Origin of the sequence: Pseudomonas sp. SIMBA_068, from assembly GCF_046534705.1 — a bacterium.
Taxonomy (GTDB): Bacteria; Pseudomonadota; Gammaproteobacteria; order Pseudomonadales; family Pseudomonadaceae; genus Aquipseudomonas; species Aquipseudomonas putida.
The window spans coordinates 532,913-552,879 of the sequence record NZ_JAWRYI010000001.1 but is presented as its reverse complement, the minus strand read 5'-3'; the positions used below and the strand labels follow the sequence as shown (position 1 = coordinate 552,879).

Here is a 19,967-nt window from a genome sequence, read left to right as displayed (position 1 = left end):
CATGAAGAAACTCGCCCTCATCACCGCCCTGTTGCTGTCCAGCAGCTTGAGCATGGCCGCCGACTACAATGCCCGCGTCATCAAGTTCGCCGCTACCAGCCCCAAGGGCACGCCACCGGCCATTGGCATGGAACTGTTCGCCAAGAAGGTTCAGGCGCGCAGCGAAGGCAAGATCAAGGTACGCACCTTCCCTAACGGTGTTTTGGGCGGCGACGTGCAGGTGCTGTCGTCCTTGCAGGGTGGCGTGGTGGAAATGATGACCTGGAACGCCGGGCTGATGCTCAACCACGTCACCGACTTTGGCATCCTCGACTTCCCGTTCCTGTACACCGACACCGCCAAGGTCGATGCCATGCTCGACGGCGAGGTGGGCAAGATGCTCACCGACCAGCTGCCGGCGAAAAACCTGGTTGGCCTGGCGTTCTGGGAGCTGGGCGAGCGCAACCTGACCAACAATGCGCGGCCGGTGCAAAAGCTGGAAGACATCGCCGGGCTGAAGATTCGCGCCCAGCAATCGCCGCTGTTCCTCGACGTGTGGGCGGCACTCGGTGCCAACCCGACGCCGCTTCCTTTCACCGAGGTGCACACGGCGCTGGAGACCGGCACCGTGGACGGCCAGGAAAACCCGGCGGCGCTGATCCTCGCCTCGCGCTTCAACGAGGTGCAGAAGTACCTGAGCCTGACCCGGCACAACTACAACCCGCAGATCGTGCTGATCAGCAAGACGTTCTGGGACAGCCTCAACAAGGACGAGCAGCAACTGCTGACCGAAGTTGCCCAGGAAGTGCGTCTGGAACAACGGCGCATCTCCCGGGAGGCCGACAGCAAGGCCATCGCCGACCTGCAGGGCGCGGGCATGCAAGTCAACCAGCTGCCGCCCGAAGAGGTGGCGCGCATCCAGGCCAAAATCCGCCCCGTGGTCGACAAGTACGCCGCACAGATCAATCCCGAACTGGTCAGCAAGGTCTACCAGGCCATGGGTTACCAGCCACAGTGACGCCCTCGCGCCGCGCATTGCGGCGCCTTTCAACTGCCATCAAGGAACAGCATGAAAATCTCCGTAGCCCAGATTCACCCGGTGGCCGGTAACCCGGCCCTGACCGTCGACAAGGTTGCCGCGCTGGCACGCCAGACCGCTGCACAAGGCTCGCGGCTGATCGCCTTTGCCGAATGCCTGATCACTGGCGGCGCGTTCGACAGCCGTGAAGACCTCGAGCGCGGCGCCATCAGCCTCGACGCCCTGGCGCCACTGCTGGAGGTGTCGGCGCAGACCGGCATCCTGATCGTGGTCGGCTTCTACGAGCGGCACGCCAGCTCGGTGTACAACACGGCTGCGCTGATCGGCGCGCAGGGCATCATCGGCCTGCACCGCAAGCGCCACCTGCCGTTCATGATCGGCGACCGCTTCACCGACCGCCCCAGCGAATGGGCAGCGCCTGTGTTCGATACCGACATCGGCCGCATCGGCCTGGCCATCTGCTACGAAATCCGCTTCCCCGAAGTGGTACGCACCCTGGCCCTGGAAGGCGCCGACATCGTCGTACTGCCTGCTGCCTGGCCAGAACAGGCGCGCATGCTGCCGGACATTTTCAGCACCGTGCGCGCCGCTGAAAACATGGTGTACTTCGTTGCTCCCAACCGCAACGACATGGACGAGGGCATGCAGTTCATCGGCACCAGCCACATCATCGAACCGTCCGGCAAAACCCTGGTGCGCGCCGGCCTGGAAGACGGTGTGTACACCGCCGAGATCGACCTGGCCAAGGCACGCAACAAGTCGCTGATCCGTGACCCGGGCATATTCGAAGTGCACCCGTTCCGCGACCGGCTGCCCGAAACCTATCGCATCTGACCCAAGGCGGTATCGAACATGAACCAAAGCACCACACACACCTTGCTGAAGGCCCGCATGGCGCGCGGTGCCACCTTCGGCATAAACATCTACAGCACCGCCTGCATGGCCATCGAGGTGGCCGGCAACTGGGGCCTGGATTTCGTCTTCATAGACGCCGAGCACACCGCGCTGGGCGTGGACCGCCACATGGAAAAACTGCTGCTGGCCGCCAGCAGCGCTGCAATCCCCAGCCTGGTACGGGTACGGGGCACGCTGGAATGGGATATACGCAAGGCCCTGGAAATGGGCGCTGCCGGGGTGATCGTGCCGCAAGTGCACAACGCCGCGCAGATGCGCCAGATCATCCATTACAGCAAGTTCCCGCCGCTGGGACGCCGCGGTGGCGACAGCTCGGTGCGCTCGGCCGGGTTCGCCGGGCCAGGTTTCGACTGGGCGCGCTACACCCAGGCAGAAAACGACCGCAGCGTGATCGTGCCCATGGCCGAAAGCTATGAGTTTTTCGACAACATCGATGAGATTCTCGATGTGGAAGGGATCGATGCGGTGCACTTCGGGCCGGCGGACTACTCACTTTCACGCGGGTTGCCGGTCGACTACCGCCTGGGCAACCCCGAGGTGCTGCAACGCTTGCAGTTGCTGATCGAGAAATGCCATGCCCGCTCGATCAACGTGATGGTGCCGTGCTTTCCGGCCGACCGGGTCACCGCCAGGCGGTTGCTGGACATGGGCAGCGACATGCTGCTGATGGGCAGCGATCTGTCATGGCTCAACCAGGCCGGGCAACATATCGCTACAGTAAAACAGGCACTCACCTGACCGACTGACACGCCACACAACCGGCGCCTGCAGGCACCGCGCAGTTTTCGGGCTGCTACGGTGCCTGCGGGCGCGCGACTAATCCACCAGAAAGTTCTGCTTTACCAGTGTCGCCCGAATGATCGATACCAGTTCACCCAGTTGCATGTCCGGCCGTTCAGTCAAGTAGGAAAGGCAGAACTTTGCCGCAGGGATCGCCGGGTCGCACGGTAATGTCTTCAACATGTCCACCGCCAACATGTCGCGAATCAGTGGCACCGGCAATATGCCAATGGCATGCCCCGCCGATACCATCTTGGCAATAAACGCCAGCGAATTGCTGGAATGAAAAGCGTGGCTCGCCGAGCCGCTTTCCTGCAACCAACGGTCCACCACCGAATACAATGTCGACGGCGCGCTGTGGGTAACGATCGAATACTGCCGCGCCTGCTGCGGCAGAAACGGCCCGTCGGCAATCTCCAGGTGCCGCGCCGCCACCCACTGAAATGTCATCCAGCCAAGGAACACATCGGTCACATCCTCGCGTGTGGCCGGGTTGGTCAGCAGGGCGATGTCCAGTTCGTGATCGTTCAGTTTGCGGTTGAGCGCGGCGCCCACATCGATGGTGATTTCCAGGGTGATTTCCGGGAAGTGCGCCTTGATTTCGCTTATTACCGCAGTCAGCCCGACCATGGCCGAGCACTCGTCTGCACCCAGGCGCAGGCGCCGGTGTTGCTTTTGCTGGGCAGCGAACTGCTCCAGCTGCGTGCTGTTGTTCAATACCAGTTCGGCATGGCGCAGCGCCGTGTGGCCGTCGGCGGTGAGGCTCATACGCTGCTTGCTGCGGTCGAACAGCTTGACGCTCAGCAACGACTCCATTTCCTTTATGCGCGCCGACACCGCAGGTTGCGTCAGGTGAAGATGCCGTGAGGCCGCGTGCACACCGCCCAGGCGGGCGGTCCAGTAGAATGCCTCGATCTGCATCAGCGTGATACGCATGATAAAAACTGCTCCGGCTACTGCTTACGGATTTTTATTATCGACCGTTCAGGGCGCTTGTTAGGATGACCGAAACCCTTCGAAAAAGCATCCGGCATAACAACAACTCCCTATGTATATCATCGAAGCTCTACCTACCCCGGTTAACGCCCACGAACTTGAAATACTGATCAACGCCGAACCGGCAACTATCGGCCATTTCATTACCCACGGCATACCCCACCCGGAAATCAAGGCACACTTGCAGAATGTACGGGCGGTGGGCACCGCCGTAACCGTACGCATGCCCGGCAATGACGGTGGCATCCTGCACTACGCTATGGGCTGCGCACGCCCCGGCGATTTCCTCGTCGTGGACCGATGCGGCGAGCGCATCACCGCCGCGCTGGGTGGGGCCATGGCCTACGCCGCCAAGCAGGCCGGGGTAGCCGGGATCATTGTCGACGGTTATGTCACCGACCTTGGCGAACTGCGCGAGCACGGCGTACCGGTATGGTCACGCGGTGCCAGTGCCATCACCACGCGGGTGATCGGCCACGAAGGCGAGTTCTGCACTGCCATCCAGTGCGGCGGGGTCATCGTGCACCCGGGCGACGCCGTGGTGGCGGACGAAAACGGCATCGTATTCCTGCGCCCAGGCAAGGTGGTAGAACTGGCGCAACGGGCAATCGACTTCCAGCGCAACGAAAAGCACACCCTCGCCCGGCTGGCCAAGGGCGAGAAGTTTCCCGATATCGTCGGGTCGCGGTCGACCATCGAGGCGGCGACCCGCCCTCGCCAATAGCGCCAGACCGTACCCGAAGTAGCTCCTGAACAACAACAAGAGGACTACCGTGAAGCTCATCTCCCGGCTCATACCGCTGGCGCTTGGCGCGCTGATGGGCAGCCCGGCCGCACAGGCGCAGGACTACCCGCAAATCCGTTTCAACGTGATTGGTGGCGGCAGCCACAACTACACGTTCCGCGCCGTCGAACAGCCGTTCTGGACCAACACCTTGCCCACCGCATCCCACGGCAAGGTCACCGCCCAACTGCTGGGGCTGTCGGAGAGCGGCCTGAAGGGCCCGGAAATCATCCGCCTGATGCGCTTTGGCGCGGTAGACATCGGCATGGGCGTGTTCGCATTCGTCGCCGGTGACGATGCCACCTTCGAAGGCATCGACCTGCCGGGCATGGCCGCCGACATCGGCACCGCCCGCCGCATTGCCGACGCCTACAAGCCGGTGCTGGAACAGCGTATGGCCGAGCGCCATGGCATAAAGCTGCTGGCCACCGTGCCGTACACTGCGCAGGTGTTTTTCTGCCGCGCGCCCGTGCGATCGCTGGCCGACCTCAAGGGCCGGAAAATCCGCACGCGCGGGCGCAACATGGCCGAACTGGTCAAGGCCATTGGCGCTGCCCCGGTCACCCTGCCTTTTGCCGAAGTGGTGACCGCCATGCAGACCGGCGTCATCGACTGCGCCATTACCGGCATCGGCTCGGGCAACGCCGCCAAATGGTACGACGTGGCCGGGTACCTGTACGACCTGCCGGTGGACTGGTCGGTCGGCTTCTATGGCATCGGCCTCAAGCGCTGGCAACAGTTGCCGCCTGAGGTGCAGCAACTGCTGCAGGCGCAGTCGAAGGTGCTGGAAGATGCCCTGTGGCAGGAGACGGCCAGGGAAAACCGTTACGCCAAGGCATGCAATGTCGGCAGCCCCGACTGCCAGATCCACCAACCGGCGCAGATGAGCGCGTCGGCACCCGACCCGCAAGAACAGCAGCGCGTGCGCCAGGCGGCGCTGGAAATCGCCAACAACTGGGGCAAGCGTTGCGGCCCCGGTTGTGTCGAGCAATGGAATGCCAGCGCAGGCCGTGCCATCGGCATGCGCCTGGCCCCATAAGCCCTTTACCTCGGAGCAGACAGTGATGAATACGGCCCATTCCGGCCTGGCGCCCATCACCGCCATCGCCAAGGCCAGCACCTGGGTAGGTGGCTTTGCCCTGCTCGGCTGCGCCCTGCTGATTGGCATCGACCTGATCTTGCGCAAGACCCTGGGCATCTCCATGGGCGGCGCCGATGAGATTGCCGGCTATGTTCTGGCAGTCACCAGCGCCTGGGCGTTTCCGGTCACCTTGCTCAAGCGCTCGCACATCCGCGTCGACATCCTCTACGCTCGCCTTGGCCTGAAGCCACGGGTGGCGCTCGACCTGTTCGCCCTGGCCTGCATGGCCGTGCTGGTCAGCACCCTGGCCTTTCACGCCTGGAATGTGCTGCAGGACTCCATCGAATACCGCTCAGTGTCCAACACGCCGTTGCAAGTGCCGCAATGGATACCGCAATCCATCTGGTTTGCCGGCTACCTGTTCTTCGCCCTGACCCTGCTCAGCCTGGCGCTGGTGAGCCTGGGGCATTTATTGCGCGGGCGCTGGGGGGCGGTCAGTGCACTGATCGGTATCAACACGGTGGAGCAGGAAATCGAACAAGAGCTGCACCCCGCGGCCAAAACCGCCAAGGAGCACACGCCATGCTGAGCATCACCTTGTTCCTGCTGCTGGCCCTGCTGGCGCTGAGCGTGGCCGCCGCCGTCAGTATCGGCCTGCTGGGGATGTCGCTGTCGCAGTTGTTCTCGACCCTGCCATTGAGCAATGCCATGGGCGAAATCGCCTGGAACACCAGCGCCGAGTTCCTGCTGGTGTCCATCCCTCTATACATACTGATGGGTGAACTGCTGGTGTGTTCGGGGGTGGCCGGGCGCATGTACCAGGCGGTCGAGAAATGGCTGTCCTGGCTGCCGGGCGGCCTGATGAACTCCAACATCGGCGCCAGCGCACTGCTTGCCACCACCAGTGGCTCCAGCGTGGCAACCGCAGCAACCATTTCCACCCTGGCCATTGCGGAGCAGGAACGTAAAGGCTACAACGCCCCGCTGTTCCTGGGCTCAATCGCCGCTGGCGGCACGCTGGGCATCCTGATTCCGCCATCGATCAACATGATCCTGTTCGCCCTGATCGCCAACGTGTCGGTGCCCAAGCTGTATCTGGCTGCAACCATCCCCAGCATCATCCTCAGCCTGTTGTTCGTCGCACTGATCGTGCTGGCCTGCCTGGTGCGCCCGCAATTGGGTGGGCGCAAAGAACACACACGCTGGGCAGAACGCCTGGCCTGCATCCCCGACCTGCTGCCGCCACTGGCCATCTTCGCCCTGGTGATCGGCTCGATCTACAGCGGTTTTGCCACTGCCAGCGAGTCGGCGGCACTGGGGGTACTCAGCGCCTTGGGCTTGGGCCTGTGGCGCCGGGCTCTAACCTGGCAAAGCCTGGGCCAGGCCTTCGAAGCCACGTTGCGCACCACCGGAATGATCATCTTCATCACCTTGTCGGCGTTTTTCCTCAACTTCGTGCTGGCGTCCATCGGGCTGACCACCACCCTGGTCAACTTCGTCACCAACCTGAACCTGTCACCTACGGCCACGCTGCTGGCGATCATCGTGTTCTATATCGTGCTCGGCTGCTTCATGGACACCCTGGCGATGCTGATCACCACGGCGCCGCTGATCGTGCCGATCGTCGTCGCCCTGGGCTTTGACCCACTGTGGTTCGGGGTGGTGCTGATCGTGCTGTGCGAAATGGGCCAGATCACCCCGCCGTTCGGCATGAACCTTTTCGTGGTGCAGAGCATCCGTGGCCGCGGCAACTTCATGGACGTGGTGTATGGCGCGCTGCCGTTCTGCCTGGCTTTGCTGGTGCTGATCAGCTTGCTGATTGCCTTTCCACAACTGGCGCTGTGGCTGCCAAAGGCGTTCTAGCGGAAAATGCAAAAAGGGCGATCATTTCTGATCGCCCTTTTTGGGATTTGGTAGGCACAATTGGACTCGAACCAACGACCCCCACCATGTCAAGGTGGTGCTCTAACCAACTGAGCTATGTGCCTGTCGTGTGGTGCGCATATTAGTGATGCAATGCGTACCTGTAAAGCTTTTTTTTGAGAAAAATCAAAAACTTTCGAATATGAGCGCTGCCTGCCCATACCGCGGTTTCGATGCCCGCGAAATGGACAATGAAAAAAAGGGATGACCCTTTCGGATCACCCCTTCTTCGATTTGGTAGGCACAATTGGACTCGAACCAACGACCCCCACCATGTCAAGGTGGTGCTCTAACCAACTGAGCTATGTGCCTGTCGTGTGGTGCGCATTCTACGCATTAGAAAAACCCTGTCAACACTTTTTTTCGAGCTAACCTACTGAATCTTAAACTCTTTATATAAAGAGGCGCTGGCAGGTCCGCCGTAAAGGATTTTCACCAGACGACTAGCGGGTGTTTATTATTATTGATAGCATCGGTACATTCGTTAAAAATATAAAACACGAGGTTCCTGCAGCATGGCTAACACCCCCTACCCCCAGTCCTACTACGCCGCCTCGGCCAACCCGGTGCCGCCACGTCCGGCGCTGCAGGGTGAGGTGGAAACCGATGTGTGCATCATCGGCGCCGGCTACACCGGCCTTTCCAGCGCCCTGTTCCTGCTGGAGAACGGCTTCAAGGTGAGCATCGTCGAAGCGGCCAAGGTCGGCTTCGGCGCATCGGGCCGCAACGGCGGCCAGATCGTCAACAGCTACAGCCGCGACATCGACGTCATCGAACGCACCGTCGGCCCCAAGGAAGCGCAACTGCTGGGCCACATGGCCTTCGAAGGCGGGCGCATCATTCGTGAGCGCGTGGCCAAGTACAACATCCAGTGCGACCTGAAAGACGGTGGCGTGTTCGCCGCCATCACCAGCAAGCAGATGGGCCACCTGGAATCGCAAAAGCGCCTGTGGGAACGCTTCGGTCACAACCAGCTCGAGCTGATGGACCAGAAGCGCATCCGTGAAGTGGTCGCGTGCGACAGCTATATCGGCGGCATGCTGGACATGAGCGGCGGCCACATCCACCCACTGAACCTGGCCCTGGGTGAAGCTGCTGCGGTCGAGTCACTGGGCGGCATCATCTATGAGCAAACCCCGGCAATCCGCATCGAGCGCGGTGCCAACCCGGTCGTGCACACCCCACAAGGCAAGGTGCGCGCCAAGTTCATCATCGTCGCCGGCAACGCCTACCTGGGCAACCTGGTGCCGGAACTGGCCGCCAAGTCCATGCCATGCGGCACCCAGGTGATCACCACCGAACCACTGGGCGAAGAGCTGGCGCGTACCCTGCTGCCGCAGGATTACTGCGTCGAGGACTGCAACTACCTGCTCGACTACTACCGCCTGACCAGCGACAAGCGCCTGATCTTCGGTGGTGGCGTGGTGTACGGCGCGCGTGACCCGGCCAACATCGAGGCGATCATTCGTCCGAAGATGCTCAAGGCCTTCCCGCAGCTGAAGAACGTGAAGATCGACTACGCCTGGACCGGCAACTTCCTGCTGACCCTGTCGCGCCTGCCACAGGTTGGCCGTATCGGCGACAACATCTACTACTCGCAGGGATGCTCGGGCCACGGCGTAACCTATACCCACCTGGCGGGCAAAGTGCTGGCCGAGGCCCTGCGCGGCCAGGCTGAGCGTTTCGACGCCTTCGCCGGTCTGCCGCACTACCCGTTCCCGGGTGGCCAGATGCTGCGTGTGCCGTTCAGCGCCATTGGCGCCTGGTACTACAGCCTGCGCGATCGCCTGGGCTTCTGATGTAAGCAGGCCTGGCCCTATCGCCGGCAAGCCAGCTCCCACAGGTACCGCACAGGCGTCGAACCCAGTGCGCTACCTGTGGGAGCTGGCACCGCTATTTGTTCAGGCTGCTGATAGCCTGCTTCGCCGCAATTTCCTGCCCCGCCCGCGCCAGTTCATCCGCAGCCTGTAACCACCGCTGGCGGTCCACCTGGGCCGGCAACTGCCGCGGTGGCTGCACCAGCACCGCCCAACTCCCCTGCTTCGCCCACGCCGATGCAAAGTCATCGAACGCCATCACCTGCCGCCGGTGCATGCCCGAGCGCAGCAGTACACGCTGCTTGTAGCGGTCATAGCCGATCAGCACCGCATAACGTGGCTCACCCCACCAGGCCGAACCCTCCTCGTAACGCAGCAACACCGGGTTGCCCGCCGCCACCTGGGCCAGCAGTGCGTCCAGTTGTTTGTCCAACGGGTACACCACCATGCCATAGTCCCGCGCCACGCGAGGGATGCCAGTGTCCAGCGCTTCGGCGCCCTGTGGCAGGTTCAACGGTTTGTCCAGCAGGCCCGGAGTGATGGGTGCGCCCTGTTGCGACAGCACCGCTGCCAGCGCCATGGCACCGCTGTGGTTGGCGTTGCCACGGTAGAACGGCACGCTGCTGATCTCGACCCGCTGCGGCAGGCCTTTGAGGTTGGCAGGCGGTGCGCTGGCACAGCCGGCCAAGGTGGCCGCCATCAGACAGGCGACCAACAGCCGCCGTGGGGCAGCTTTGATGGAATGTTGCTGCATGGACACTCGCTTGTTCCAACGCCAGGCAGGCAGCGCCCGGCTCTGGCCACCGATCATAGGTCCGACAGCGGCGCGGGTATAGTCCGACAGCGGCTTGGAGCGAATCGGACTCAGAGATAGACCTTTGTTCGATGGAACGTCACAGGCGAAGGGCTAGACTAAAGCAGTGTCTGGAAGGCAGCGCTGGCCAATCGAGCGCTTGCCGTAGAGATGGAGGCACAGATGAGCCTGACCATGGCAATTTTCATGCTGGTAGGCATGTGGCTAAGCGTTGCAGCCGCCATGCTGTGGGGCGTACTGCGCATCGTGCGGCGCCATTCCCACCACCACCTGCCACCGCAGGCCCCTGCCAAGCCGCAACCTGTGCGCCGGGCACGGCGGCCAGCCGGGGTGCATTAAGACTTCAGAAAACGCGAACGGGGCGCAATGCGCCCCGCCTTTTGCATCAACCTTCTTTACATCAACCTTCAGCCGCCTCACGCTTCAATCGCGCCCGGCGAGCAAAAATGTTGAGCATCTCGATCGCGGTCGAGAACGCCATGGCCGCATACACATACCCCTTCGGTACATGAGCGCCAAAACCTTCGGCGATCAGCGTCATGCCGATCATGATCAGGAAGCCCAAGGCCAGCATGACCACCGTCGGGTTGTCATTGATGAAGTTGGCCAGCGGGTCGGCGGCCACCATCATGACGATGACTGCCGTGATCACGGCAATGATCATGATCGGCAAGTGCTCGGTCATGCCCACAGCAGTGATGATGCTGTCGACCGAGAAGACGATGTCCAGCAGCAGGATCTGGAAGATTGCCGCAGCAAAGCCCAGGGTAATGGTCGAACCGACCTTGGCTTCTTCCTTCGCACCGTGCGGGTCAACGCTTTCGTGGATTTCCTTGGTCGCCTTCCACAGCAGGAACAGGCCACCGGCAATCAGGATCACATCCTTCCAGGAGAAGGCGTTTCCGAACACTTCGAACACCGGGTCGGTCAGCTGTACGATCCAGGCCACCGTGCTGAGCAAGGCCAGGCGCATGACCAACGCCATGCTGATACCGATACGTCGTGCCTTGGAACGGTACTCCACGGGCAGTTTGTTGGTCAGGATGGAGATGAAGATCAGGTTGTCGATGCCCAGTACGACTTCCATGGCGACCAGCGTAGCCAGGGCAATCCAGGCGGTGGGGCTAGCGGCGAGTTCCAGCAAGTATTCCATTGTTCAAATCCTGCAGCGGCGGTTTAGGGTCAGATTTCCTGGGTGTCTTTTTTCTTGTCGGCATCTTCAGGCTTTTGCCCTTCGCCGCCGATGGCCTCGTTCAACGCCTGCTGGGCGGCCTTGTTGGTGTCGTCGATGGCCTGCTTGGCCGACTGCGCGGCCTGGTCGAGCATCTGCTGGGCGGATTTCTCGGCCTGGTCGCAGCCTGCCAGGGTAAACAGGGCCAAAGCCAGCACCAATGGGGTACCGATGGATTTGAGTTGCAGCATGGTGTCCTCGCTTGAAATATCCCGGCGGCGCATGGCGCCTGATGCGGTGCATTCTAGAGACGCGAATAGTTCAGGAAAATTCGTATTTTCATGGCGTATACTTCGGTTTTTACGAATCGGGACAACCAACGGTGCTCAATTATCGCCAGTTGCATTACTTCTGGGCCGTGGCCAAGACCGGCAGCATCACCCGTGCCAGCGAGCAGCTGAACCTCACACCGCAGACCATCAGCGGGCAAATAAGCCTGTTCGAGCAAACCTACGGCCTTGAATTGTTCCAGCGCGCCGGCCGGCAGCTGGAGCTGACCGAGACCGGCCGCCAGGCGCTGGTGTATGCAGAGCAGATGTTCCAGATCGGCGGCGAGCTGGAAGCCATGCTGCGGGCAGGCCCGCAGGAGCAGATCCTGTTCCGCGTGGGGGTGGCCGACGTGGTGCCCAAATCCATCGTCTACCGCCTGCTGGCACCGACCATGGAGCTGGATGAAGTGCTGCGCATCAACTGCCGCGAAGACAAACTTGAGCGGTTGCTGGCAGACCTGGCCATCCAGCGCCTGGACCTGGTGATTTCCGACAGCCCCATGCCCAGCAACCTGGACATCAAGGGTTATAGCCAGAAGCTGGGCGAGTGCGGGCTAAGCTTCTTCGCTACCCCGGCGTTGGCACAGCGCCTTGACGGCCCCTTCCCCGCCTGCCTGCAGGATGCGCCATTGCTGGTGCCTGGCCAGGAAACCGTAGTGCGCAGCCGCTTGCTACGGTGGCTAAGTGAGCAACAGGTGCAGCCACGCATCGTCGGCGAGTTCGATGACAGTGCCCTGATGCAGGCGTTCGGCCAGTCGGGCAGCGGCATTTTCGTTGCCCCCAGCGTGATCGCCGAAGAAGTGTGCCGCCAGTATGGCGTGACGCTGATCGGCCAGACCGAGGCCGTGCACGAGTCGTTCTATGCCATTTCGGTGGAACGCAAGGTCAAGCACCCGGGGATCGTGGCGATTACCGAGGGGGCGCGTCGGGAGTTGTTTCATTGGTGATTGCGACGGCCTGTTCGCAGGTTTACCCGCGAACAGGCCGCAACAGCCCCACAAGTACTCTATGGTAAAGTCGCGCCCTTTCCAGATTCCGAGATACCGCTGCACATGACCCCCCTTCTCCGCCTCCTCAACCGCACCAGCCTGGTGACGCAGATCGTCATCGGCCTGCTCGCCGGCATCGCCCTTGCCCTGCTCGCGCCCGCCATCGCCCGCGACATGGCCTTTCTCGGCAAGGTGTTCGTCAGCGCCCTGAAAGCCGTAGCGCCCGTACTGGTGTTCGTCCTGGTCATGGCGTCTATCGCCAACCACCGCCACGGCCAGGAAACCCACATCCGCCCGATCCTCTGGCTGTACCTGCTGGGCACCTTCGCCGCAGCGGTGGTGGCTGTAGTTGCCAGCATGCTGTTCCCGTCCAGCCTGGTGCTGAGCACTGGCGAGGCAACGTTGAGCGCGCCGGGCGGCATCACCGAGGTGATGCAGAACCTGCTGCTGAGCGCGGTCGACAACCCGATCAATGCCCTGCTCAACGCCAACTTCATCGGCGTGCTGACCTGGGCAATCGGCCTGGGCGTGGCCCTGCGCCATGCTGGCGAAACCACCCGTACCGTGGTCGAAGACTTGTCCAACGGCGTGACCCTGATCGTGCGCGTGGTCATCCGCTTCGCCCCGCTGGGCATTTTTGGCCTGGTCAGCTCCACGCTTGCCCAGTCTGGCCTTGACGCATTGCTCGGCTACCTGCACCTGCTGGCTGTGCTGATCGGCTGCATGCTGTTCGTGGCGCTGGTGATGAACCCGCTGATCGTGTTCTGGAAAATCCGCCGCAACCCCTACCCATTGACCCTGCTGTGCCTGCGCGAAAGCGGCATTACCGCGTTCTTCACCCGCAGCTCGGCGGCCAACATCCCGGTCAACCTGGCACTGTCGGAGCGCCTTGGCCTGCATGAAGACACCTATTCGGTGTCGATCCCGCTGGGCGCAACCATCAACATGGCCGGCGCGGCCATCACCATCACCGTGCTGACCCTGGCTGCGGTGCATACCCTGGGTATCCCGGTGGACCTGCCAACGGCCGTGCTGCTCAGCGTGGTGGCAGCGGTGTGCGCCTGCGGTGCTTCGGGCGTGGCCGGGGGCTCGCTGCTGCTGATTCCACTGGCGTGCAGCCTGTTCGGCATCCCCAGTGAAATTGCCATGCAGGTGGTGGCGGTGGGCTTCATTATTGGTGTGTTGCAGGACTCGGCCGAGACGGCGCTGAATTCGTCGACCGATGTGCTGTTCACAGCGGCGGCTTGCCAAGCCGAAGAGCGGCGTAGCGCTTGAAGGCCAAGGGGCCGCTGTGCGGCCCCTTGCAGGCAAGCAATGATGCCAGTGATTGCTTAAGCCAGGCGCATTACCTAGGCTAGTGGCCTTTCCCCAGTAATGAGACAGGGCCATGTCAGAACACGAAACCGCAGGTGAAGGCCGCTTCAACAGCGTTGAGATCCGCATTCTCGGTTCGCTGATCGAAAAGCAGGCCACCAGCCCGGAAAGCTACCCGCTCACCCTCAATGCCCTGGTCCTGGCCTGCAACCAGAAGACCAGCCGCGAGCCGGTGATGAACCTGACCCAAGGCCAGGTCGGCCAAGCCTTGCGCGCCCTTGAAGGGCAGGACATGACCCGCCTGCAGATGGGCAGCCGTGCCGACCGCTGGGAACAAAGGGTGGACAAGGCACTGGAGCTGGTGCCAGCGCAGCTGATACTGATGGGCCTGATGTTCCTGCGTGGCCCGCAAACCCTCAACGAACTGCTTACCCGCAGCAACCGCCTGCACGACTTCGACGACACCGAGCAGATCCAGCACCAACTGGAGCGCCTGATCTCGCGCGGTCTGGCATTGCACCTGCCACGCCAGGCCGGCCAGCGCGAAGACCGCTACACCCACGCCCTGGGCGACCCGGCTGAAATCGAAGTAATCCTCGCTGCACGCCAGCAGGAAGGTGGCGCGCGCAGCAGTGGCGGCAGTGTCTCGGAAGACCGCATCGAAGCCCTTGAAGCTCGCATCGCGGCGCTGGAGGCGCGCCTGGCCGAGCTGGAAGGCTGAGCCTTTACGGCTCGCGGTCGGGGAAGTTGCGGCAGCTCTTGCGTTCGGCCAGCTCCCGGTCACTGGGGCGCTGGTCGACGAACACGGTGCGGCCGTCGGCGTAGATTTCCAGGTAGCCCCAGTGCAGGTCCTGCTCTTGCTGACCGGGCTTTGGGGGGACTAACCACCAGGGTTCGCGGCTGATCAGGGTCATGGGTGTGATTCCTGAGGGGATCTGCACTAATCATAGACACCCTCGGGTTCTTCTTTTCCTGGACCGGCCCTTTCGCGGCTAAAGCCGCTCCTACAGGGATCTACACAGTGTTCAAAACTGCGCAGTACCCGTGGGAGCGGCTTTAGCCGCGAAGAGGCCGGTACAGGCTTATGCCGGAGCCGAAGTACGGATCAGGTGATCGAAGGCTGCCAGCGAAGCCTTGGCCCCTTCACCCACAGCAATCACGATCTGCTTGTACGGCACGGTAGTCACGTCACCGGCGGCAAACACGCCCGGGATGCTGGTCTGGCCCTTGGCATCGACGATGATCTCGCCACGCGGCGACAGCTCGACGGTACCCTTCAGCCAATCAGTGTTCGGCAGCAGGCCGATCTGCACGAAGATGCCTTCCAGCGCCACGTCGTGCGTTTCATCCGTAGTGCGATCCTTGTAGCGCAGGCCGGTCACTTTCTCACCATTGCCCAGCACTTCGGTGGTCAGCGCGCTGGTGATCACTTTCACGTTCGGCAGGCTGTGCAGCTTGCGTTGCAACACTGCATCGGCACGCAGCTGGCTGTCGAATTCGATCAGCGTCACCTGGGCGACGATGCCGGCGAGGTCGATGGCCGCTTCCACGCCCGAGTTGCCGCCGCCGATCACCGCCACGCGCTTGCCTTTGAACAGCGGGCCGTCACAGTGCGGGCAGTAGGCCACGCCACGGCCGCGGTATTCCTGCTCGCCCGGCACGTTCATTTCGCGCCAGCGGGCACCGGTGGCCAGAATCACAGTCTTGGCCTTGAGCGAGGCACCGCCGGCCAGGCGTACTTCATGCAGGCCGCCATCGGTGGCCGGAATCAGCGCTTCGCCGCGCTGCAGGTTCATGATGTCCACGTCGTATTGCTTGACGTGTTCTTCCAGTGCCGTGGCCAGTTTCGGCCCTTCGGTTTCCTGCACGGAGATGAAGTTTTCGATGGCCAGGGTATCGAGCACTTGGCCGCCGAAGCGCTCGGCAGCAACACCGGTGCGGATGCCTTTACGTGCGGCGTAGATGGCCGCTGCCGCGCCGGCCGGGCCACCACCAACCACCAGTACATCGAAAGCGTCCTTGGCGTTGATCTTTTCGGCCTGGCGAGCACCGGCACTGGTGTCGATCTTGCCGAGGATTTCTTCCAGGCCCATGCGGCCCTGGCCGAACACTTCGCCATTCAGGTAGATGCTTGGCACCGCCATGATCTTGCGCGATTCCACTTCGTCCTGGAACAGCGCACCGTCGATGGCCACATGGCGCACATTAGGGTTGAGCACTGCCATCAGGTTCAGCGCCTGGACCACGTCCGGGCAGTTCTGGCACGACAGCGAGAAGTAGGTTTCGAAGGTGAACTCGCCTTCCAGCGCCTGGATCTGCTCGATCACTTCGACACTGGCCTTGGACGGGTGGCCGCCGACTTGCAGCAGCGCCAGCACCAGCGAAGTGAATTCGTGGCCCATGGGTATGCCGGCGAAGCGCAGGCTGATATCGCTACCCGGGCGGTTCAGCGAGAACGACGGGCGACGGGCATCGGTACCCTCCGCGCTGAAGGTAATGAGGTTCGACAAACCGGCAATTTCCACCAGCAGGTCGTGCAATTCGCGGGACTTCGCGCCGTCGTCGAGGGAGGCTACGATCTCGATCGGCTGGGTGACCCGCTCCAGGTAGGTTTTCAGTTGCGATTTAAGCGTGGCGTCCAACATACGGGCGATTCCTTTTTTCAAAACTCGGATACAAAAACGCCCAGGCGATGTCGCCCGGGCGTTTGACGGGGCGGTAGGTATCTCAGCTTTGGCGGCTGCTTACCGCCCGCGTTATGGGCATGACCTTAGATCTTGCCTACCAGGTCCAGCGATGGTGCCAGAGTGGCTTCGCCTTCTTTCCACTTGGCTGGGCACACTTCGCCTGGGTGGGCGGCAACGTACTGGGCAGCCTTCACTTTACGCAGCAGTTCGGCAGCATCGCGGCCTACACCACCGTCGTTCAGTTCGACGATCTTGATCTGGCCTTCCGGGTTGATCACGAAGGTACCGCGGTCGGCCAGGCCGGCTTCTTCGATCAGCACGTCGAAGTTGCGCGAAATGATGTGGGTCGGGTCACCGATCAGCTGGTACTGGATCTTGCCGATGGTGTCCGAGGTGTCGTGCCAGGCTTTGTGGGTGAAGTGGGTGTCGGTGGACACGCCGTAGATTTCCACACCCAGTTTCTGGAACTCGGCGTAGTTGTCGGCAAGGTCACCCAGCTCGGTCGGGCAGACGAAGGTGAAGTCAGCCGGGTAGAAGAACACGACAGACCACTTGCCTTTCAGGTCGGCTTCGCTGACCTGGACGAACTCGCCCTTGTGATAGGCGGTGGCGTTGAACGGTTTGACTTGGCTGTTGATGATTGGCATGAGAGACGCTCCTTCATGGGGTTGGAATCAGTTGATGGATAGAATCCTAACTAATCATCCCGCCGAAGGCTCATTGGCAAAGCTCATGCTTGTGATTGGTTTTGGCTATAACCCGGGTTAATTAATAGAAGGGAATGGGCTGAGCACAGGATTGCGCTGCATTCATTGGCCCCATCGCCGGCAAGCTAGCTCCCGCAGGTACAGCGCAGGCCCATGGGCTTGTGCAATACCTGTGGGCGCTGGCTTGCCGGCGATGAGGCCAGTGGCATTAACGAGTGACTGTACGCATGGTCACGAACTCTTCGGCCGCCGTCGGGTGCACGCCGATGGTCTCGTCGAATTGCTGCTTGGTCGCACCGGCTTTCAGGGCAATGCCCAGGCCCTGGATGATCTCGCCAGCGTCAGGGCCAACCATGTGGCAACCCAGCACCTTGTCAGTCTCGGCATCCACCACCAATTTCATCAGGGTCTTTTCCTGAATGTCGGTCAAGGTCAGCTTCATGGCGCGGAAGCGGCTTTCGAACACCTGCACCTTGTGCCCGGCCTCCAGCGCCTGCTCCTCGGTCAGGCCAACAGTACCGATAGGCGGCTGGCTGAACACCGCCGTCGGGATGTTCTGGTAGTCCACCGGGCGGTACTGCTCCGGCTTGAACAGGCGCCGCGCCACGGCCATGCCTTCGGCCAGGGCCACCGGGGTAAGCTGCACACGGCCGATCACATCGCCAATGGCCAGGATCGAAGGCGCAGTCGTCTGGTACTGCTCGTCGACACGAATGTAACCACGCGCATCCAGCTCGACGCCGGTGTTTTCCAGGCCCAGGTTGTCCAGCATCGGGCGCCGCCCTGTGGCGTAGAACACACAGTCTGCAACCAGCTCGCGGCCGTCCTTGAGGGTGGCCTTGAGGCTGCCATCTTCAAGCTTGTCGATACGCTGGATATCGGCATTGAACTGCAGGTCGAGGCCGCGCTTTTCCAGTTCTTCCTTCAGGTGTGTGCGCACCGAGCCATCGAAGCCGCGCAGGAACAGGTCGCCACGGTACAGCAGCGTGGTGTCGGCCCCCAGGCCCTGGAAGATACCGGCGAACTCGACGGCGATGTAACCTCCACCCACTACCAGCACCCGACGTGGCAGGTCCTTGAGGTAGAAGGCTTCGTTGGACGTGATCGCCAGTTCCTTGCCCGGGATGTCCGGGATCTGCGGCCAGCCACCGGTCGCGATGAGGATGTGCTCGGCGGTGTAGCGCTGGCCTTCCACCTCCACTTCATTGGCGCCGGTCAGGCGTGCGTGGCCTTGCAGCAGGGTGACGCCGCTGTTGACCAGCAGGTTGCGGTAGATGCCGTTGAGGCGCTCGATTTCGCGGTTCTTGTTGGCAATCAGGGTGCCCCAGTCGAAGTGCCCTTCTTCCAGGGTCCAGCCGAAACCTGCGGCTTGTTCCAGTTCGTCCGCGACATGCGCGCCGTACACCAGCAGCTTTTTCGGCACGCAGCCGACGTTGACGCAGGTCCCCCCCAGGTAGCGGCTTTCGGCCACCGCCACTTTCGCGCCAAAGCCCGCGGCAAAGCGCGCTGCGCGCACACCGCCGGACCCGGCACCAATCACGAACAGATCAAAATCGTAGGCCATGTATTCACTCTCCTAGGCAGGCGCCCAGCATAACGCCGTTGGCCGCCGCAAACAAAAAAGCCACCCCGAAGGGTGGCTCTCGTACCAGCTGGGCCAATCAGTAAGCCTTGCCAGCCTTGTAGAAGTTCTCGAAGCAGAAGTTGGTCGCCTCGATGTAGCCTTCGGCACCACCGCAGTCGAAACGCTTGCCCTTGAACTTGTAGGCAATCACGTTACCTTCGGCCGCTTGCTTCATCAGCGCGTCGGTGATCTGGATCTCGCCACCCTTGCCCGGCTCGGTCTGCTCGATCTTCTCGAAGATATCCGGGGTCAGGATGTAGCGGCCGATGATGGCCAGGTTCGACGGCGCATCTTCAGGCTTGGGCTTCTCGACCATCGAGTCCACACGGAATATACCGTCACGGATCTCTTCGCCGGCGATGACGCCATATTTGTTGGTTTCCTGCGGGTCCACTTCCTGGATCGCGACGATCGAGCAGCGGTATTGCTTGAACAGCTTGACCATCTGCGCCAGCACACCGTCACCGTCAAGGTTGACGCACAGGTCGTCCGCCAGCACCACTGCAAACGGCTCGTCGCCAATCAGCGGGCGGCCGGTGAGAATCGCGTGGCCCAGGCCTTTCATTTCGGTCTGGCGGGTGTAGGAGAACGAGCACTCGTCGAGCAGGCGACGGATACCCACCAGGTATTTTTCCTTGTCGGTGCCCTTGATCTGGTTTTCCAGCTCGTAGCTGATGTCGAAGTGGTCTTCCAGGGCGCGCTTGCCGCGACCGGTCACGATGGAGATTTCGTTCAGACCGGCGTCCAATGCTTCTTCAACGCCATACTGGATCAGTGGCTTGTTGACCACCGGCAGCATTTCCTTGGGCATGGCTTTGGTAGCGGGCAGGAAGCGAGTGCCGTAGCCGGCCGCCGGGAACAAGCATTTTTTGATCATATACGTCCTTAACAAAGGCTAGGCCTGTGGAATTCGGCGCAGTCTAATCAGGCGGCACTTACCTTACAATGCCCCTGATAGCGACCGATGCCTTCATAGAGATAACCCAGTGTAGATAGTTCCGGGGGATCGTAAATATTA

21 protein-coding genes and 2 tRNA genes are annotated in these 19,967 nt (G+C 61.8%); 12 read left to right on the top strand and 11 right to left on the bottom strand.

Annotated elements, in window-relative coordinates:
- The first annotated feature begins 1 nt into the window (after position 1).
- From SB756_RS02555 to SB756_RS02545, 3 genes are read left to right on the top strand one after another with little or no spacing between them, the layout of a single operon-like run.
- Complete coding sequence (locus SB756_RS02555) at positions 2–997, top strand: TRAP transporter substrate-binding protein (RefSeq protein ID WP_341796111.1); 996 nt, start codon at positions 2–4, stop codon at positions 995–997.
- A 51-nt stretch (positions 998–1,048) separates the two neighbouring features.
- Complete coding sequence (locus SB756_RS02550; protein ID WP_341796112.1) at positions 1,049–1,852, top strand: carbon-nitrogen hydrolase family protein; 804 nt, start codon at positions 1,049–1,051, stop codon at positions 1,850–1,852.
- Between the two features lie 18 nt (positions 1,853–1,870).
- Positions 1,871–2,671 carry an HpcH/HpaI aldolase family protein gene (locus tag SB756_RS02545; RefSeq protein WP_341796113.1) on the top strand — a complete coding sequence of 267 codons (801 nt, stop codon included), beginning with the start codon at positions 1,871–1,873 and terminating at the stop codon, positions 2,669–2,671.
- Between the two features lie 78 nt (positions 2,672–2,749).
- On the opposite strand, the gene SB756_RS02540 is transcribed toward SB756_RS02545, so the two are convergent.
- Entirely contained in the window at positions 2,750–3,649 is a 900-nt protein-coding gene (locus SB756_RS02540) for a LysR family transcriptional regulator (protein ID WP_016487907.1), read from the bottom strand.
- Between the two features lie 112 nt (positions 3,650–3,761).
- Here SB756_RS02540 and SB756_RS02535 point away from each other — a divergent pair, with 112 nt between their 5' ends.
- From SB756_RS02535 to SB756_RS02520, 4 genes are read left to right on the top strand one after another with little or no spacing between them, the layout of a single operon-like run.
- Positions 3,762–4,433, top strand: a complete 672-nt coding sequence (locus SB756_RS02535) for an RraA family protein (RefSeq protein WP_341796114.1) — start codon at positions 3,762–3,764, stop codon at positions 4,431–4,433.
- Positions 4,434–4,482: 49 nt separating this feature from the next.
- The gene (locus SB756_RS02530) at positions 4,483–5,532 is read left to right on the top strand and encodes a TRAP transporter substrate-binding protein (protein ID WP_410910103.1); all 1,050 of its coding nucleotides are present in this window, start codon (positions 4,483–4,485) and stop codon (positions 5,530–5,532) included.
- Between the two features lie 25 nt (positions 5,533–5,557).
- Positions 5,558–6,163, top strand: a complete 606-nt coding sequence (locus SB756_RS02525) for a TRAP transporter small permease subunit (protein WP_410910102.1) — start codon at positions 5,558–5,560, stop codon at positions 6,161–6,163.
- On the top strand, positions 6,157–7,437 hold the full coding sequence (locus tag SB756_RS02520) for a TRAP transporter large permease (protein WP_341796117.1): 1,281 nt from the start codon (positions 6,157–6,159) through the stop codon (positions 7,435–7,437). Before SB756_RS02525 ends, SB756_RS02520 begins: the two co-directional genes overlap by 7 nt.
- Positions 7,438–7,485: 48 nt before the next feature.
- On the opposite strand, the gene SB756_RS02515 is transcribed toward SB756_RS02520, so the two are convergent.
- Both SB756_RS02515 and SB756_RS02510 read right to left on the bottom strand, forming a co-directional pair.
- Positions 7,486–7,562: transfer RNA gene (locus SB756_RS02515), tRNA-Val, on the bottom strand.
- A 170-nt stretch (positions 7,563–7,732) separates the two neighbouring features.
- Positions 7,733–7,809 (bottom strand) — tRNA-Val (locus SB756_RS02510).
- A 203-nt stretch (positions 7,810–8,012) separates the two neighbouring features.
- On the opposite strand from SB756_RS02510, the gene SB756_RS02505 reads away from it, so the two are divergent.
- A complete protein-coding gene (locus SB756_RS02505) occupies positions 8,013–9,296 on the top strand; it encodes an NAD(P)/FAD-dependent oxidoreductase (RefSeq protein WP_341796118.1) in 1,284 nt (427 codons plus the stop codon).
- 94 nt (positions 9,297–9,390) lie between these two features.
- Here the strand turns inward: SB756_RS02505 and SB756_RS02500 are convergent, their stop codons facing one another.
- Positions 9,391–10,125, bottom strand: a complete 735-nt coding sequence (locus tag SB756_RS02500; RefSeq protein ID WP_341796119.1) for a peptidase C39 family protein — start codon at positions 10,123–10,125, stop codon at positions 9,391–9,393.
- A gap of 165 nt (positions 10,126–10,290) precedes the next feature.
- On the opposite strand from SB756_RS02500, the gene SB756_RS02495 reads away from it, so the two are divergent.
- Positions 10,291–10,467, top strand: coding sequence for a hypothetical protein (locus SB756_RS02495; RefSeq protein WP_016498971.1), 177 nt, complete (start codon positions 10,291–10,293; stop codon positions 10,465–10,467).
- Between the two features lie 61 nt (positions 10,468–10,528).
- Here the strand turns inward: SB756_RS02495 and SB756_RS02490 are convergent, their stop codons facing one another.
- Both SB756_RS02490 and SB756_RS02485 read right to left on the bottom strand, forming a co-directional pair.
- Positions 10,529–11,281, bottom strand: a complete 753-nt coding sequence (locus SB756_RS02490) for a TerC family protein (protein WP_410910101.1) — start codon at positions 11,279–11,281, stop codon at positions 10,529–10,531.
- A 29-nt stretch (positions 11,282–11,310) separates the two neighbouring features.
- On the bottom strand, positions 11,311–11,550 hold the full coding sequence (locus SB756_RS02485; RefSeq protein WP_019473606.1) for a hypothetical protein: 240 nt from the start codon (positions 11,548–11,550) through the stop codon (positions 11,311–11,313).
- A 131-nt stretch (positions 11,551–11,681) separates the two neighbouring features.
- On the opposite strand from SB756_RS02485, the gene nhaR reads away from it, so the two are divergent.
- The 3 genes from nhaR to SB756_RS02470 all read left to right on the top strand — a co-directional run bounded on the left by nhaR (position 11,682) and on the right by SB756_RS02470 (position 14,652).
- The gene (gene nhaR, locus SB756_RS02480) at positions 11,682–12,575 is read left to right on the top strand and encodes a transcriptional activator NhaR (protein ID WP_138736085.1); all 894 of its coding nucleotides are present in this window, start codon (positions 11,682–11,684) and stop codon (positions 12,573–12,575) included.
- A 105-nt stretch (positions 12,576–12,680) separates the two neighbouring features.
- Positions 12,681–13,892, top strand: coding sequence for a serine/threonine transporter SstT (gene sstT, locus SB756_RS02475; RefSeq protein WP_410910100.1), 1,212 nt, complete (start codon positions 12,681–12,683; stop codon positions 13,890–13,892).
- 112 nt (positions 13,893–14,004) lie between these two features.
- Positions 14,005–14,652: a YceH family protein gene (locus SB756_RS02470; protein ID WP_197899266.1), complete on the top strand. Its 648-nt coding sequence runs from the start codon at positions 14,005–14,007 to the stop codon at positions 14,650–14,652.
- A 4-nt stretch (positions 14,653–14,656) separates the two neighbouring features.
- Here the strand turns inward: SB756_RS02470 and SB756_RS02465 are convergent, their stop codons facing one another.
- The 5 genes from SB756_RS02465 to galU form a co-directional block, all read right to left on the bottom strand.
- A complete protein-coding gene (locus SB756_RS02465; protein WP_016498965.1) occupies positions 14,657–14,845 on the bottom strand; it encodes a hypothetical protein in 189 nt (62 codons plus the stop codon).
- Positions 14,846–15,013: 168 nt separating this feature from the next.
- Positions 15,014–16,576, bottom strand: a complete 1,563-nt coding sequence (ahpF, locus tag SB756_RS02460; RefSeq protein WP_410910099.1) for an alkyl hydroperoxide reductase subunit F — start codon at positions 16,574–16,576, stop codon at positions 15,014–15,016.
- A 125-nt stretch (positions 16,577–16,701) separates the two neighbouring features.
- Complete coding sequence (gene ahpC, locus SB756_RS02455; RefSeq protein WP_410910098.1) at positions 16,702–17,265, bottom strand: alkyl hydroperoxide reductase subunit C; 564 nt, start codon at positions 17,263–17,265, stop codon at positions 16,702–16,704.
- A gap of 268 nt (positions 17,266–17,533) precedes the next feature.
- Positions 17,534–18,889 carry a glutathione-disulfide reductase gene (gorA, locus tag SB756_RS02450; RefSeq protein ID WP_016498963.1) on the bottom strand — a complete coding sequence of 452 codons (1,356 nt, stop codon included), beginning with the start codon at positions 18,887–18,889 and terminating at the stop codon, positions 17,534–17,536.
- A 97-nt stretch (positions 18,890–18,986) separates the two neighbouring features.
- Positions 18,987–19,826, bottom strand: coding sequence for a UTP--glucose-1-phosphate uridylyltransferase GalU (gene galU / locus SB756_RS02445; RefSeq protein WP_016487927.1), 840 nt, complete (start codon positions 19,824–19,826; stop codon positions 18,987–18,989).
- Positions 19,827–19,967 lie beyond the last annotated feature (141 nt).

Bases quoted from the DNA above. Each gene is read 5' to 3' on its own strand.
- SB756_RS02500 (WP_341796119.1), bottom strand. From the start codon at position 10,125: ATGATCGGTGGCCAGAGCCGGGCGCTGCCTGCCTGGCGTTGGAACAAG.
- SB756_RS02470 (WP_197899266.1), top strand. From the start codon at position 14,005: ATGTCAGAACACGAAACCGCAGGTGAAGGCCGCTTCAACAGCGTTGAG.
- SB756_RS02485 (WP_019473606.1), bottom strand. From the start codon at position 11,550: ATGCTGCAACTCAAATCCATCGGTACCCCATTGGTGCTGGCTTTGGCC.
- galU (WP_016487927.1), bottom strand. From the start codon at position 19,826: ATGATCAAAAAATGCTTGTTCCCGGCGGCCGGCTACGGCACTCGCTTC.
- SB756_RS02505 (WP_341796118.1), top strand. From the start codon at position 8,013: ATGGCTAACACCCCCTACCCCCAGTCCTACTACGCCGCCTCGGCCAAC.
- SB756_RS02540 (WP_016487907.1), bottom strand. From the start codon at position 3,649: ATGCGTATCACGCTGATGCAGATCGAGGCATTCTACTGGACCGCCCGC.
- sstT (WP_410910100.1), top strand. From the start codon at position 12,681: ATGACCCCCCTTCTCCGCCTCCTCAACCGCACCAGCCTGGTGACGCAG.
- ahpF (WP_410910099.1), bottom strand. From the start codon at position 16,576: ATGTTGGACGCCACGCTTAAATCGCAACTGAAAACCTACCTGGAGCGG.
- SB756_RS02525 (WP_410910102.1), top strand. From the start codon at position 5,558: ATGAATACGGCCCATTCCGGCCTGGCGCCCATCACCGCCATCGCCAAG.
- SB756_RS02490 (WP_410910101.1), bottom strand. From the start codon at position 11,281: ATGGAATACTTGCTGGAACTCGCCGCTAGCCCCACCGCCTGGATTGCC.
- SB756_RS02550 (WP_341796112.1), top strand. From the start codon at position 1,049: ATGAAAATCTCCGTAGCCCAGATTCACCCGGTGGCCGGTAACCCGGCC.
- SB756_RS02520 (WP_341796117.1), top strand. From the start codon at position 6,157: ATGCTGAGCATCACCTTGTTCCTGCTGCTGGCCCTGCTGGCGCTGAGC.
- gorA (WP_016498963.1), bottom strand. From the start codon at position 18,889: ATGGCCTACGATTTTGATCTGTTCGTGATTGGTGCCGGGTCCGGCGGT.
- SB756_RS02555 (WP_341796111.1), top strand. From the start codon at position 2: ATGAAGAAACTCGCCCTCATCACCGCCCTGTTGCTGTCCAGCAGCTTG.
- SB756_RS02535 (WP_341796114.1), top strand. From the start codon at position 3,762: ATGTATATCATCGAAGCTCTACCTACCCCGGTTAACGCCCACGAACTT.
- ahpC (WP_410910098.1), bottom strand. From the start codon at position 17,265: ATGCCAATCATCAACAGCCAAGTCAAACCGTTCAACGCCACCGCCTAT.
- SB756_RS02465 (WP_016498965.1), bottom strand. From the start codon at position 14,845: ATGACCCTGATCAGCCGCGAACCCTGGTGGTTAGTCCCCCCAAAGCCC.
- SB756_RS02545 (WP_341796113.1), top strand. From the start codon at position 1,871: ATGAACCAAAGCACCACACACACCTTGCTGAAGGCCCGCATGGCGCGC.
- SB756_RS02495 (WP_016498971.1), top strand. From the start codon at position 10,291: ATGAGCCTGACCATGGCAATTTTCATGCTGGTAGGCATGTGGCTAAGC.